Source organism: Pseudomonas chlororaphis subsp. piscium (genome assembly GCF_003850345.1).
Classification (GTDB): domain Bacteria; phylum Pseudomonadota; class Gammaproteobacteria; order Pseudomonadales; family Pseudomonadaceae; genus Aquipseudomonas; species Aquipseudomonas piscium.
In genome coordinates this window covers 2,820,925-2,835,692 of the sequence record NZ_CP027707.1, presented here as the reverse complement: position 1 = coordinate 2,835,692, position 14,768 = coordinate 2,820,925, and the positions used below count along the sequence as shown (strand labels likewise).

At 56.1% G+C, this 14,768-nt stretch carries 10 protein-coding genes; 6 read left to right on the top strand and 4 right to left on the bottom strand.

Annotated features, from left to right (window positions below; genetic code table 11):
- The first annotated feature begins 33 nt into the window (after window positions 1–33).
- The 3 genes from C4K38_RS13215 (at window position 34) to C4K38_RS13205 (ending at window position 3,207) form a co-directional block, all read left to right on the top strand.
- Window positions 34–708 (top strand): MarC family NAAT transporter, encoded by a 675-nt coding sequence (locus C4K38_RS13215; RefSeq protein ID WP_053278757.1) that lies wholly within the window; start codon window positions 34–36, stop codon window positions 706–708.
- A gap of 133 nt (window positions 709–841) precedes the next feature.
- Window positions 842–2,290, top strand: a complete 1,449-nt coding sequence (locus C4K38_RS13210) for a DUF3300 domain-containing protein (protein WP_053278756.1) — start codon at window positions 842–844, stop codon at window positions 2,288–2,290.
- A 26-nt stretch (window positions 2,291–2,316) separates the two neighbouring features.
- Window positions 2,317–3,207, top strand: a complete 891-nt coding sequence (locus tag C4K38_RS13205) for a DUF2950 domain-containing protein (RefSeq protein WP_053278755.1) — start codon at window positions 2,317–2,319, stop codon at window positions 3,205–3,207.
- A 159-nt stretch (window positions 3,208–3,366) separates the two neighbouring features.
- On the opposite strand, the gene C4K38_RS13200 is transcribed toward C4K38_RS13205, so the two are convergent.
- Entirely contained in the window at window positions 3,367–5,565 is a 2,199-nt protein-coding gene (locus C4K38_RS13200) for an nSTAND3 domain-containing NTPase (protein ID WP_164487004.1), read from the bottom strand.
- Between the two features lie 49 nt (window positions 5,566–5,614).
- The gene (locus tag C4K38_RS13195; protein WP_053278753.1) at window positions 5,615–7,879 is read right to left on the bottom strand and encodes an AAA family ATPase; all 2,265 of its coding nucleotides are present in this window, start codon (window positions 7,877–7,879) and stop codon (window positions 5,615–5,617) included.
- 439 nt (window positions 7,880–8,318) lie between these two features.
- Between C4K38_RS13195 and C4K38_RS13190 the strand changes: the two genes are divergently transcribed.
- Both C4K38_RS13190 and C4K38_RS13185 read left to right on the top strand, forming a co-directional pair.
- A complete protein-coding gene (locus C4K38_RS13190) occupies window positions 8,319–9,362 on the top strand; it encodes an alpha/beta fold hydrolase (RefSeq protein WP_053278752.1) in 1,044 nt (347 codons plus the stop codon).
- A 109-nt stretch (window positions 9,363–9,471) separates the two neighbouring features.
- The gene (locus C4K38_RS13185) at window positions 9,472–11,223 is read left to right on the top strand and encodes a phospholipase D-like domain-containing protein (RefSeq protein ID WP_053278751.1); all 1,752 of its coding nucleotides are present in this window, start codon (window positions 9,472–9,474) and stop codon (window positions 11,221–11,223) included.
- Window positions 11,224–11,289: 66 nt separating this feature from the next.
- On the opposite strand, the gene C4K38_RS13180 is transcribed toward C4K38_RS13185, so the two are convergent.
- Window positions 11,290–11,742, bottom strand: a complete 453-nt coding sequence (locus C4K38_RS13180; protein ID WP_053278750.1) for a hypothetical protein — start codon at window positions 11,740–11,742, stop codon at window positions 11,290–11,292.
- Window positions 11,743–11,846: 104 nt separating this feature from the next.
- Window positions 11,847–12,203: a copper-binding protein gene (locus C4K38_RS13175; protein ID WP_053278749.1), complete on the bottom strand. Its 357-nt coding sequence runs from the start codon at window positions 12,201–12,203 to the stop codon at window positions 11,847–11,849.
- A gap of 573 nt (window positions 12,204–12,776) precedes the next feature.
- On the opposite strand from C4K38_RS13175, the gene C4K38_RS13170 reads away from it, so the two are divergent.
- Entirely contained in the window at window positions 12,777–14,735 is a 1,959-nt protein-coding gene (locus C4K38_RS13170) for a type VI secretion system Vgr family protein (protein ID WP_081001489.1), read from the top strand.
- Window positions 14,736–14,768: the final 33 nt, after the last annotated feature.

Genomic DNA, 14,768 nt, shown 5'->3' with positions numbered 1-14,768 from the left:
GATCTTGATGAAGGCTACTCCGGACGCTTCGATATGACAGAACTATTGAATGCTATAGCGCTGGGATTACTGGCCTTACTACCCCTGATCAATCCGCCTACAACAGTGGCTTTATTTATTGCCCTGAGCAAAGGCCTTAGCCAAAAAGAAAAAAACAAACAGGCGCTTTCGACTGCGTTTTATGTCTTTCTCATCATGGCACTTACCTATTACGTAGGTGAGTTTGTTATGGACGCTTTTAATATTTCCATTCCGGGCTTGCGCATGGCAGGCGGTGGCATTCTCATAATAATGGGCTTGAAGATGCTCTTCCCGCAGCCTGTCCATGTTTCTCCTGTCGTCAACAGCGCAAAGGAACAGGCCAGTTTTGCCTTCATTCCGCTGGCCATGCCCAGTACTGCCGGGCCAGGAACGATCGCAATGATTATCAGCTCCTCCGCGACCATTAAACACAGCACGTTATTTCCAGCCTGGGTTCTATTAACCGCACCTCCATTAATCTTCTTGTTTACTTCCATTATTCTCTGGATCTGCTTACGCAGTTCAGGACCCATAATGAAACTAACAGGGGAGTCAGGCATTGATGCAGTATCACGCTTGATGGGCTTTCTACTCGTATGTATGGGGGCTCAGTTCGCCATAAATGGGTCGATAGAAATAGTACAAGCCATCATTGACAATAATTTTCATTTACCCCGCCCTCAATAATTCAATCTCCACACTGCGGGAGGCTAAAGCATGGGTGTCTGCTACCCTTAGCGGAGTCATCGAGGTCGGCCGTTCTCACTCCCTGACATTGATCCAGTCCTCTCAAGCCTGCCTGACCACATGAGGTGGGGCGATGCGCATTTCATTACTTTACGCGGTGTCAGCTGTACTGGTTCTAAGTGGATTTTCTTGCCTGGCGCAGACCCAGAATGCGCCTGCAAACGCTGCGGCTACAGCGCCCCTGACGGCACCGGCCAAAGATGTCGTGTTTACCCAAGAGCAGCTGGATCAAATGCTGGCCCCCATTGCGTTATACCCGGACCCACTGTTGGCACAGGTATTGATGGCCAGTACCTACCCCGGGGAAATCGCCGAGGCGGTCACCTGGTCCAAAGCACATCCGGGCGCCAAGGGCGATGATGCGGTCAAACAAGTGTCGAACCAGACCTGGGACCCGAGCGTACAGGCGCTGGTTGCCTTCCCGCAGGTCCTGGCAACGCTGGGACAGGACCCTGTCTGGGTACAGCGTCTGGGCGATGCCTTTCTGGCGCAACCCGACGATGTCATGGACGGTGTGCAGCGCTTGCGGCATCAGGCGCAAGCAGCAGGCAACCTGCAGAGCAACCAATATCAGAACGTGACGGTTCAGACTGCACCGGCACCAGCAGCCCCTGCCCCTGCCCCTGCCAACAGCTCCACGATCATCGTCATCGAGCCTGCCGACCCGAAAGTGGTCTACGTCCCCACGTACAATCCGACCACTACCTATGGCACCTGGGCCTACCCTGCTTCGCCGCCCGTCTACTATCCACCGCCCCCCGCGTATTACCCCGGATCAGCCTTGATGGCCGGGCTGGCGTTTGGCACCGGCGTGGCGATCGTCGCCTCGCTGTGGGGCGACTGCGACTGGGACAACAACGACATCGACATCGACGTCGACCGCTACAACAACATCAATCGCAACACCCAGATCAACAGGAACCAGAACAAGTGGCAGCACAACTCCCTTCATCGCGATGGTGTTCCCTATAGAGACAGCAGGAGCCGTGAACACTACGGTCGCCAACTGGACGGAGCCAATCAGCGTGGAGCCTTTCGAGGGGATAATGCCCAACGCGCCCAGGCGCGTGAAAAAGCCCGCAGTTCAATGGACAGGCACGGTATCGAACGACCGGCCACCACTAACCTCCAGGCCCGTGATCAAGCGCGCAGAGCGCAGGTCGATAATCGCATGCAAGCCGGGGCAGACAGACCGAGAGCCTCTGACAGGAACCAAGGCACTGACAGAAACATCCGGGACAATCAGCAACCCAGACAACAGAACGCTCAGACGAATCAGCGCCGCCAGGAACTCTCCCAAGCGCGCCAGGAAACGCCAAAGCGCCCGACCGCCAGCCCCGGCAGTGCACGCAATAACGCTTTTGCCGGCGCGCGCTCGCCGTCCCAGTCGAACGCCCAGGCCCTCCGTGGTCGAACCAGCCAGGCATCCGCCACGCGCCCCAGTGCTGCGCGATCCGCCGGCCATCAGATCAGCAGGCCGTCCAGTGCTCCCATGCGACAAAGAGGGGGGGGCCGGCGTTGAACACACTTCCTCGAGTGAAAGCATTCATGGGCTCCCTCCCTCGCATCCTGATGATCAGCGCCAGCCTGGCATGGTCATGCACGGCTATGGCACAGCAGGCATTTCCAACCCCGGAACAGGCCGCTCAGGCGTTCGTCGAAGCCCTGGGTACACAACAGGCCGATCAGGCACGCCTGATCCAGCTGCTGGGTGAAGACTGGCGCAGTTTCATCCCGCGAGGTGGCGTCCAGCGCAGTGACGTGGATGCGTTTTTGAAGCTCTACCGCGAGCAACATTCCATCGAAAAAACCAGTGACCGCAACGCTGTCCTGTCGGTCGGCAGTGACCACTGGACACTGCCGATACCCCTGGTAAAAGCCGAAAAGGGTTGGCGCTTCGACATCAAGGCCGGTAGCGCCGAAGTCCGTACGCGGCGAATCGGCAGCAACGAACTGGCCGCGGTGCAATCGGTGCTGACCTATCACGACGCCCAGATGGACTATGCGTCAGTGGATCGTAACGGTGATGGCGCCCTCGAATATGCGCAGAAAATCTTCAGCACTCCCGGTAAGCACGACGGACTCTATTGGGCGGATGACGATAGCGGTCAACTCAGCCCCTTGGGTCCACTGTTCGGCAATGCCATCGACGATGAAGATTGGCATGGCTACCACTTCCGCATCCTCGCGGGACAAGGTCCCTCGGCACCGGGTGGCGCCTACAGCTACCTCATCGGCGACAAGATGAGCCGTGGCTTTGCCCTCATCGCCTGGCCGGCGAAATACGAGGACACCGGGGTGATGAGTTTCATGATCAGCCATGAGGGCCAGGTGTTCGAGAAAGACCTGGGACCCGAGGGTTATAAATTGGCGCAGTCGATGAAGCGGTTCGATCCCGATGACAGCTGGCAGGAGGTCACCCTGGATCAGAAGCCGTAACATTTGCCTTGCTGCAATCGTTCGTTAGCGGGTCGTAAAAGACATGTTTCGCCTCTTATTTCAACAGGCGGTAATCGGCTAGAAGCGGACACTTTCCAAGTGTAGATTCCGACCCTAAAACTGACGCTTAAAACTGTCTTCGACAGTAGGGGCGATTCACTACTCATCATTGAGCTGCTGTATACCCTTCATCATCGAAAACATAGACTTGATTTCCGAATCTGAGATATCACCAGCCCCGGCTTGAGGACCAGTATGCTGATAGGGAGTTTCGTCAGCTTCTTGCTCGCGCTCTTCGAGTACTTCGCGTCGGTTCTCAATGTCTCGGGTGATCGCCTCGTCGATGCCAACACCGTAGGCCCTTGCAGCGCTGACAAGTTCTTCGTGAAAGGTACTGAGTTCTTGGCTGGAAGAAACATCGGCGAGTTTGTCGTCGATGCCGACAATGAATCCTCGTAACGCATCAGCCGCTGCGTTACGTACCATGCTCGAGTCGGCTAATTGAGCCATTGCATCGGCAATACTCATGATGTCGTCAATCGCAAAGTCTTCGCCAATGTTGGCGAGCATTTTTGCAGCGGCTTCCGTCAACACGTCACGAGTTCGATCAAGTAGGTCGCCCGTTTGATACCGCAGCCGCTTCAACTGTCGCAGCGAAAACAGGCACTCGTAATAATCACTACCCTCGATTCCTTGTCCCCTCAAGTCGTTCATTACTCTGTCAAGAATCGACTGAGTCTGAAGCCCCGGCAAATGTTCGTCCATTTCGAGGATGTGCCGGAGGGATGCAATTGCTGTAGTACATCCATGGTTCTGAATGCGATCCATAGCCTCGACCCACAGGCCTTCATCGCTAAACTGGCTCTGACATGTCGTGATATGAAGTTTGAAGAAACTCCATGCACTGCGAAACTCGTAGATCGTCGCTACGGCTCGCACGACAACTGGGAGAAGGTGATCGTCGGTGACCACCTTGCTTAGAAAGTCGCGAATGCCGGGGTTGGCAAACGAAATTTCCTGCTCTTTGACCGACACGAACGAACCACTCAATTCCTTCAGCCCATTGCGGAACCGTGCAGCTGCTTCCGATGGTGATATCTGATAGCCCGCACTTGCAGTGACGCGCTTGAACATCTGCGAGCAAGAGTTGGTCCCTACATACGGGCCGGAGAAAAAGATTGCCCACATCAAGCACCTCGCATCGGCGCTCAAGTGCGCTCTATACGGCCTCTCCCAGAGCTCCGCCGGATTCTCCAATACCCGTAGCACGGTTGTCTGAATGGGCTCCTCCCGCACCGAGTAATAGTCGGCTGACGTCAGCAGCTCAATCAGGCGGGGACTGAAGTTCCGGTGATCAATCATCTTGAGAAAGAAGTCACCGCCCAGGAGCCTGGCCTTTTCCTCGTCGACCAAATCCGAGAAATAGATGTGGTTGAATACAATCTTTGCCTTGATGCTGCGGGTATAGACCCCGACGTTCAATACCATTTCGCTCGCAGTCACGCGAGGTGATGAAAGCTTATCCGACTGAATCTGCGCTTGGTTTAAAAGATAAGATCTGGTCGTCAGAATAAAACGCAAATCTTTGTTGTTTCGTAGTCGGTCCAGAAAAACTGGTAGTCGCTGATCGACTTTGCCGAGCAACTCGTTGGTCAAGCTGATCTGACCCAGGAAATCGTCGAGAAAGATGAGTCGCTTTTCACCGGCCGAGCTTACTGCCATAGCTTCTTGAAGGTCGTCAACGACGAAAACCTTCCAGTTCTGCTCCATATGCAACCAAAGCAACATGCGTCCAAGCGTTGTCTTTCCGACACCCGGTTCACCCGCAATGATCAGCACTCCGCGGTCTTGCAGAATCCTCTCTGCCTCCCCCAAGCTCGCGTTGTGGACGAACTTGGGAACCAGTTGTTTAATGCGCGCGAGCTCCGCGTCCGTCCTGTTGTAGACCACGCTGTGTAAGATTCGATCGAGAACATCTGTGCTGGTCAACCAAAGCTTGAAATGCTGGCGCAACACATGGGGATGCTTGCCCAAGAGGTTGTTCAAGTCCTCGCGACCTATCACGTCGCCAACGCTTATGGGCGCGGATGGCATGGCTTGAACAACTTTGTCTTTCAGCGCCGGCGTAAGTGATACTGACGTCGCAAGGATGTATCGACTTGGAGACAATCTCAGGACCTTCGGGTCCTCCTTGGCAGCAGCCAGAACCAGACTCCTGCTCCCGCCCTCAGCATGATGCTTAACCTGAACCACGACACCTTGATCCGCCACGGCAAAGCGGAAGTCGATTCCTCCGTCTTTTCCTGGGCCAAAACTCTCCATTGTGATGTTGAACTCCGCCTGCAGCAGGTCGCGCACAAGCAGCTCGAAGTCAATGGGCGAAAGCGTTCGGAAGTCGTACATGTGGTCAGGGCTGTGTCGCTGCAATCAGGGCGTCCATGTGCGGCCTATCGTTCTCCGTGATGGCATCGATCAGATCCCTGACAGCATGCTCTAGGTCAAAGATCAGCTCGTTGTTGCCTGCAAATCGATCAAGCGTATTGCCGTGGCTGAAGTAGTGGAAGATCTTGAGGATTCGCTTCGCCCGCTCTACACCAAATAGAACTTCTGCACGTTCGTCAACCAGCTCTGAGTCCTTCGGTCCAGGAAGCCTAGAGTAGGTGTAGAGCTCGACGAAGCGTCTCATCGCATTCGGGAGCAACATCAGCACATCATGTGCGGTCTTATCCGGTGCCTGGTTGAACTGATGAATGACTTCGAAAAGGAAGTGGTATTCGGATTGATAGCGTGCCAGTGACGCCGGCATGTCTTCCAGCGTTGATGACTTTTCAGCAATTCGTTTGATCAGAAAGAGCCGTGCTCCCTGCTTGCTTGCCACAGGCTTGATTTCCCTGAGCAGGTTGAAAAACTCAAAATTGTGCGTGGAGACGAAGAACTGCTTGCAAGTCGTCTTCCACGGTGCATTTTTGTCCTGTTGTGTGAAAAACAGCGCCCGTATAGCAGCGGTCACCTGAAAAATGTGATTAGCGTCCAAGCTTGAGATCGGGTCGTCGATGTAGACGATGGTCTCCTTGAACTCCGCAGGCTTGATCTCCTGCAGTTTCGTAAGGAAGTATGAAAAAGCAATGGCCGTTCGTTCGCCGTCGCTCAGATTTTTTGCGGGGGCCCCATCCTTTCGAATCATTTGAAATCGATCTTGGCCTGCTGGGTCTTTGACGACCTTTATCTGAACAGCCTCGCTACCCAGCATCGAAGCCAAGCGCTCATTGATCTTCTCCCGACCTTGTTGAGCTTGACTGATCTGGGCTTGGAGCTTGTCGATCTCTGGCTGGAACTTGGCGACGTAGGCCTTCAGCCGCTCGTACCGCTTGACCTGCCGATCTCTCTTCACTTCCAGGCCGGCGGCATCCTGCTCATCGAGGAACTGTTGCACGTAGTGATACTTTGCCTTACGCAGAGAGTCAGATCTGGCCTTCGTGAAGTTCGAGGCCAATTCATTGTTTTGCTTGATGATTGCATTGACCGCTGTTACTGCGTCCTTGATCACTACCTCTAAGCCTTGGGCCAGTGGGCTGGGCGTCATAGTTTTGCGTGAATCATCAGCCTTGCGTTGAACTTCGCCGGTGAGCTTCTTGATCGCTTGGTTGAGGGCATTGATGGCAGCCGGCAATACATCGATTGCGAGGTTGTAGCTGTCTCGAAATTGCGGGTTGAGTTCGGCAGCTTTCGGCCATGTCAATCTGAGCTCAGCCGCCTTCACACGCTCAAGTAATCCGTTAACTTTCTCTTGGTGGTCTGTCAGATCTTTCGAGAAGTGAGTACGTAATGCCTCAAGACGAGCTGGTGATAGCTCGTTACCGCAAAATTCACACGCACCAGTGGTGGAGTGTAGATGCAAGCCACTTTGCACCCAGCGCTCAATTTCTGGGTTCTCTTCAAGATGCTTCAAAGTTCTAGAAAAGCTTGGCGTTGCGGCAAGCACCGTCACGGCCTCTTTGTACAGAGCCTCAATCGCAGGAGATGCTTGAAGCTCATCAACAGTGCTTGGTCTCTTGGAGTCAGGCGTCAATGCCAATTCAATAGCATCAGAAAGTTCTTTCTCCATCAAAAGCTGGGAGTCGAGAATACTCACAACCTGCACATCTTGCCCCAGATGCGCGGCTGTATAGGGGTCAACCTTTAAGCGTTGGCGGATGAACTTAGCAGCTTCCGTCTTAGTCTGGGCAATGCGCGACTTCAGAGCCTCGACTTCACCATTCAGCTTGCGTTGAACCGAATCGGAGCGTTTGATCCGCTCAACTAGCTTGTCGATCTTTCGCTGTGCTTCCTCGGACTCTTTACCAAGCAGAAGGATGGGGTTAAAGCTTCCGCCATCGAAGTGCAGATTGGCCTTTACAAAATCGGAATTGAAAACGCGAACTGAAATGCTGCTCAGAGTGAAGTTTTTTTCGGTGATCGCATCATTGTCAGTTTCGAAGGAGAATTCGCATCCGAATAAGTCTGGATTGGTTGTTTTTGCCTCAAGCTGGGCGAACAGCCGGGAGAGGGTTGTCTTCCCAGAATAGTTCCAACCATAAATGAGGTTCTTGATTCCGAACTCTTGAGTACCTGCAGGCTTGTTGTAGTTTTGGTAGACCCCAAGCCCTTTTATTTTTTCGATGCTCTTAAGCATGTGCCCTCCCTGATCTCAACGCAGAGCTACCTGCAATCGGGTCAGCAAACCATAGCGCAGTCAGAAGAGTCGATCCACGTTAGGCCCCATTGATCTTGGTCAGTCCTCGGAGTTTTATTTTGAGACCCCATAAGGAGCCGGTCGCCGACGGCAGCTACTGGCCGGTTGTTGTGCCTATCTCAACTGGCTGCTTTGGGTCGTTTTCTACCTTTCCTGAACGACTTAAATCGGCCAGAAGCAGTCATCCGCTGTCTCTACGAATTTCCGCCCATCCACTGTGTATCGCAGTGTATCTACACAACCTCCCGCTACATAAGCTTGCATCCGGCCCGGGATTCGGACACAGGCCAGATACGTCGCTGCCTTCAAATGCACCCCAGGTTGAAGGGGATCAGCCAGGTCCCCTGCCCCACGGCTTGCATTCAATGGAGAGATCAGCATGAAGATGACACTGCGTAACCACAGAACCGGCGCGTCGATCCTGGCCCTCACCCTGTTCGGCATCCTCGGCACAGCCCACGCACAAACGAGCACAGCGGCACAACCGGAGACGAGCAATGCCGGCACCACTTACGCGGTGCCCTCTCCTTTCGGCCCGCTGAAGCATGTCGATGCCGGGCTGCTGGACGTGGCCTACGCCGAAACAGGCCCCGCCGATGGCCCGGTGGTGATTCTGCTACACGGTTGGCCGTACGACATTCACAGCTACGACGAGGTCGCGCCCCTGCTGGCCGCCAAGGGTTATCGGGTGCTGATGCCCTATGCGCGGGGCTATGGGGATACCCGTTTCCAGTCGGCGAAAACCCTGCGCAATGGCCAGCCGGCCGCGCTGGCCAGTGACGTCATCGACTTCATGGATGCGCTGAAGAGCAAGCAAGCGGTGCTCGGCGGTTATGACTGGGGCGCGCGTTCGGCGGATATCGTCTCGGCGCTGTGGCCGGAGCGGGTCAAGGCGCTGGTGTCGGTCAGCGGCTACCTGATCGGCAACCAGGCGGCCGGGCAGAACCCGCTGCCGCCCAAGGCGGAATTGCAGTGGTGGTACCAGTTCTATTTCGCCACCGATCGCGGTCGTGCCGGCTACGAGAAAAACACCCATGATTTCGCCAAGCTGATCTGGCAACTGGCCTCGCCGCAATGGAAGTTCGACGACAGCACCTTCAAGCGCAGCGCCAAGGCCCTGGACAACCCCGACCATGTCGACATCACGGTGTTCAACTACCGCTGGCGCCTGGGGCTGGTTCAAGGCGAGAGCCGCTACGCCGCCCTGGAGCAGAAACTGGCCACGGCTCCTGCCATCAGCGTGCCCACCATCACCCTCGAAGGCGATGCCAACGGCGCGCCGCACCCGAACCCCGAGGACTACGCCAAACGCTTCACCGGCAAATACCAGTTCCGCCTGATCAGCGGCGGCATCGGCCACAACCTGCCACAGGAAGACCCGCGGGCGTTCGCCCAGGCAGTGATCGATGCGGATCGTCTTTGACCAGGGTTCTGCTGCCAGCCCCCTGCCATGAGGGGGCTGGCGTTTTGCTCTAGGCTACAGAAAGCTGGATACCCTCTTGACCCGCATGCCATAGCAAGGAGCGCTCCCCATGGCCAATTTCCAGAACGCCCAAACGATCGATGGTTTCACCATGAAGCTCTGGCGCGGCGAACGCATGTGCCTGATCGGTTTCGACGTCGAGAGCCCACCCGCGGACCTGGTGGGCTTTGCCATCGAATGCAGGTTTCCCGGCACCGACGAGTTCAAGCCTCTGCCCAACCGCATCGCCTTTGCCTACGACGAGCCCACCCACAGCGCGGTGGATGGCCAGCGCAAGTATTCCTCGCTGGAAGCGCCCTTCCAGAAGTTTCGCTGGGTTCATGTGCCCCATGAGGTCGAGCAAGGCACCTTCACCTACCGCGGCCGGATGATGCACATGGCCAACGACGGCCAACTGGTGCCCGGCACGGCCATCGAACTGGCGATCGACCTCGACCCCATCAGCTACGAAGGCATCCTCGACATTGGCTTCACCCGGGGCTTCACCTCCTCCCAGGCCTTTCGCGACCGGGTGCCCGCGGGCGTCAAGGTCAATGATTACGGCAAGAGCCTGATTCCATCGAAAACCAAGGACGGGCTCGACCACCCGAAGACCGAGACGGCCATGTACCAATGGCTTGGTTTCGAGGCAGTGTCGATGATTTTCGCGGTGCTGGATGAGGTCCTGCAGCAGCCGGACACCAGCCTCGATGTCTTCGCCTACGACCTCAACGAACCGGACATCCTCGCCAAGATGGAAGCCCTCGGCGACCGTCTGCGCATCATCATCGATGACGCCGGCGATCACGCCGCCCTCGACAGTTGCGAGACCCGGGCCGCCAACCGCCTGGTGGCCTCGGCCGGCGCGGACCGGGTTCGACGCAGTCATTTCAATGGCCTGCAACACCACAAGGTGCTGATCGCCCGACGCAACGGCAAGCCCTACCAGGTGCTGTGTGGCTCCACCAACTTCAGCTTTCGCGGCTGTTATGTACAGAACAACAATGCGCTGCTGTTCAAGCATCCTGAAGTAGCGGAGCTGTTCGGCCGGGTCTTCGAGGCCGGCTTCAACGACCCGAAAAACTTCGAGGCCAGCGACCTGGCGCAGAAATGGCACGTCATCGAAACCGCCACCGCGACAGCGCCAGGCCCGCGCCTGCATTTCTGCTTCTCGCCGCATGACCACAGCGATCTGTCGCTCAGCCCGATCGGCGGCGCGATCGACCAGGCGAGCCGCTCGGTGCTGTTCAACATCGCCTTCCTCAATCAGATCACCAGCGGGCCCCTGCACGACTCGATCAGCCGCCTCTACAAGCGCCCGGTGTTCAACTACGGCGTGACCGACAAGGCCTCGGGCATGGATGTGATCAAGCCCGATGGCACCTCGGCCGAGGTGGATTTCGCCTATCTGGCCAAGTACGCACCGGAGCCTTTTCGCAGCGAGTGGTCGGGCGGCACCGGGATTTCCGTGCACAACAAGTTTGTCGTCACCGACTTCAACCTGCCGAGCGCCAAGGTCTTCACCGGTTCCTCGAACCTGTCCATTTCGGGGGAAGAAAAAAACGGCGATCACCTGATCCTGATCGAGGACCAGAAAATCGCCGTGGTCTATGCCATCCAGGCCCTGCTGATATTCGACCACCTGCATTTTCGCAGCCTGATGCAGAAGGCCTTCACGGGCGCCGATGAGACCCAGGGGAAGCAGCCACTGCCACTGTTACTGAAAAAACCCACGACGATCTCGGGCCAGCCTGCCTGGTTCGAGGCGTACTACGTCGCAGGCTCGCAGAAACAGGGCGACCGGCAGTTGTTCTCTCACTAAGGGCGCGAACTGTCGAAAGCCGCCAGGCGCCAGGAAGGCCTCATGCCCTGCTGGCGCCTGCGCGGGTCAAACCGTGACGATCATGCAGCCGATCGCGCCGGACTCATGGTAGATGGCGTGGCCGTTGTTCTCCGCAGTGAACCCGCGCAACGAGCGTTTGGCCACGTCGCTATAGGCCAGGGAAACCACCCAGCGGGCATCGACCGGCTCGGTGTATTTGGCAATCTTCTCGATGTCCTTGCGGGTTTCCGTCAGCAGTTTGTTGCCAGCGTTGGTGGCGCTCTCGACTTTCACCTCAATGGCATAGCTCTCGACACCCTGTTGGACGAGTAGGTCGAGGTGCAAGGCCTGGTTCGGCGGTGGATAGGGTACTTCGCGAGCGGTCGACAGATGCGCTGCGCGCAGCAGCAGAAGAAACTCGACCTGGAACCAGACTTCCCAAGCCGCGCCGGTACTGATGGCGGCTTCGATACGCGAGTGGTCGCTGAGAATGATGTGGCTCAGTTCAGTGTTTTTCATCGTAGGTTCCCTCTATTGGATGGTAGAGAGAGGAACGAACCGCCGGCGCCGTTGTGAATAATGAGCGTGAGGCCGGCATGCCTGCGCATGCCGGCCTCGCGGTTTTATTTCTTGATGGAAAGGATAGTGGCCGCACCGCCTTCCAGGCGGAACGCGAAAGTCACCTGGTCGCCAACCGCCAGCCCCGCCAACTGCTCCGCGGTCGCGGCAAAGGCCATGGTCATCGGTGGCCATTGCACGGCGGGGACGGCGCCGTGGGCGATGGTCACTTTGTGCTTGGCGGTATCGATGGCCTTGATCCTGCCCTCGGCAGTGGCCTGTTGGGCCTGCTGGGTTTCCTGCTTCATCGGCATGCCATTCATGTTCATGTCGTCCATTTTCATGCCGGGCATGTCCTGCGCGTGGGCGGCAAGAGACAGCGCGGCCAGGGTGCTAGCGAATGCGATCTGGATCAGTTTCATGTTCCCTGGAGCCTTGCTAACGTTAACAATTTATATTTTACAATTAATTCAATAACTTAAAATTAATAACCATTTTTAGTTTTTTCCGAAGTCAGCTCAACGACTGAGAGAAGAAAAGCCCCCACATAGCTGCAGAGAATGAACTCGACATCATTCCCATGGTCCCTGTTATGCGCTGATAAAGCGTTCTGAATAATTGAAAACTCAGACGCCTTTTTAGGACGTTTCCTACGGCAATTCCTTTTCAGCTTTGTTAGCGTGTGCATCAATTTATATTTGCCGGGCCAAGTATGGTCGAGCTTTCGCACTTGAAGTTTGCCCTTCCTGCGCATCAGAGCCCGCCCTGCGCCGGGGCAAAAAAGGAACAATGGATGTTCAATACTTACCTCCTGTGCCTCAGCTTGATGGTCAAGTACCTCAAGCATAACCTTCAAACTCTCGCTTTCTCCCGCAACAAATCCAGCAGCAAGCCTGACGTCTTGACGGTCAGCGCTGCAATCCTCTGTGGTTTCTGCTCTTGGAATAGGGGCTTTCCACTGCTCATTTCTAGCCTATCAGCTTAAGGACAAGCCTATGTTCGCGCCGGCCAATACTGCGCACTTCGAACTACTGATTCCTTCTGTGCGCAATGATTTCAAGGTACTGGCCTTTGACGGTGCCGAAGCGATCAGCACCTTGTATGCGATCCAGGTTGAACTGGTCAGTGAGTATCCCGATTTTGATCTGGAAAGCCTGCTCAGCCAGCCTGCGTTTCTCCAGTTCGGCCTCAATGGTGAAGGCCTTCACGGGCGTATCGACGATGTATTCGTGGGAGAAGCCGGTAAACGCCTGACCCGTTACCACCTGACCTTGGTGCCAGCGCTGCATTACTTGCAGTTCAGCCACAACCAGCGAATTTTCCAGCATCTGACGGTGCCACAAATCGTGGCCAAAGTGCTCCAGGGGCATGGGATTCAGGCCGATGCGTTTACCTTCAATGTCAGCACTAGCCCTCAGCGCGCGTACTGCACTCAATATGGTGAAAACGACTTCGAGTTCATCCAGAGGCTGTGCAGCGAAGACGGGATTTCATGGCATCACCAACACAGCCAGGATGGCCATCAACTGGCGTTCACCGACGATCAGGCTTATTTCCCTAAGCTGGGAGCAACTCCTTATCAGCAAGGCTCTGGCTTGGCAGCGGACAACCCGGTAATCAGTCAGTTCTCCCTGCGTTTCAGTACTCGCACCAGCACGGTGACTCGGCGTGATTACGACCTGAAACGCCCAAGCTTGTTGCTGGAAAGTCAATTTACTGCCGAGTTCAGCCCTGCACTCGAAGACTACCGCTACCCAGCTCTGATCGAGAATGAACAGCGTGGGAAACAGTTGGCTCGACAGGCACTGGAACGGCACCGCACCGACTACCAGTTAGCTGAAGGTAAAAGCGATCAGCCAACCCTGCGCAGTGGTCACTTCTTCGACCTGACCGAGCACCCGCGCCAGCAGTGCAACGACTTGTGGCTGCTGCTCAGTGTGACCCACTCCGGAAAGCAGCCCCAGGCTCTTGAGGAGTCGGTCACCAGTGACAGCAAACCCGAAGACGGCTTCACCCAAGGTTACCGCAATACGTTCAGTGCAATTCCTTGGGACGTGTTCTATCGGCCACCGCTGGTCACGCGCAAATCGGTTTTGGTTAGCCAAACCGCCCGTGTCACTGGGCCTGTGGGCGAAGAAATCTTCTGTGATGAACATGGGCGGGTCAAAGTCGAGTTCCATTGGGACCGCGCCGAACTTGGCAGTGACAAGAGCAGTTGCTGGCTACGGGTATCATCGAGCTGGGCGGGGGACAGTTTCGGAGCGGTAACCATTCCACGTATCGGTATGGAAGTGGTGGTGACTTATTTAGAGGGCAACCCCGATAATCCGTTGATTACGGGGTGCGTGCCTAACAAGCTCACACCTGTGCCCTATCCCCTGCCGGCAAACAAAACCAAGACCGTGTTGCGCAGTCACAGTTCGCCGCACAGTGGTGGCTACAACGAACTGTCGATTGAAGACCGCAGCGGCCAGGAGCTGATCTACCTGCGTGCTCAACGCGACATGGAGCAGAGGGTCGAAAACGACAGTCGGTTAGAGGTCGGAAACGAGCGTCATGAAACCATCAAGGGCAACAGCATCACGGTGCTGGAAGCCGAAGAGCAACGCACCGTCACCGCTGACCGTAAAGTGGATCTCAAAGCTAACGACTATTTGCAAGTCGCTAGCAGCAGCCATACCCGCGTCGGGCAAACCGTGGTGATTGAGGCCGGGCAACAAGTCCACCTCAAAGCGGGTGCCCAACTGATCCTCGACGCTGGAGCCAGTATCACCTTGAAGGGTGGTGGTCAGCATATCGTGATTGGCCCGGGTGGTATTTTCAGCAGTACCGAGATTCAAATCGGTGGTGCACCCACTGCGGGAACGGCTGCTGCTCCAGTGTTGCCAGGAATGCTTGAAGGACTGTCAGCACCCGCGACACTGCCTCTCCCCAACCTATCGCTTTATCAATAGCAATCGGTGGCCGGTGCACTCCTGCCCATTCCG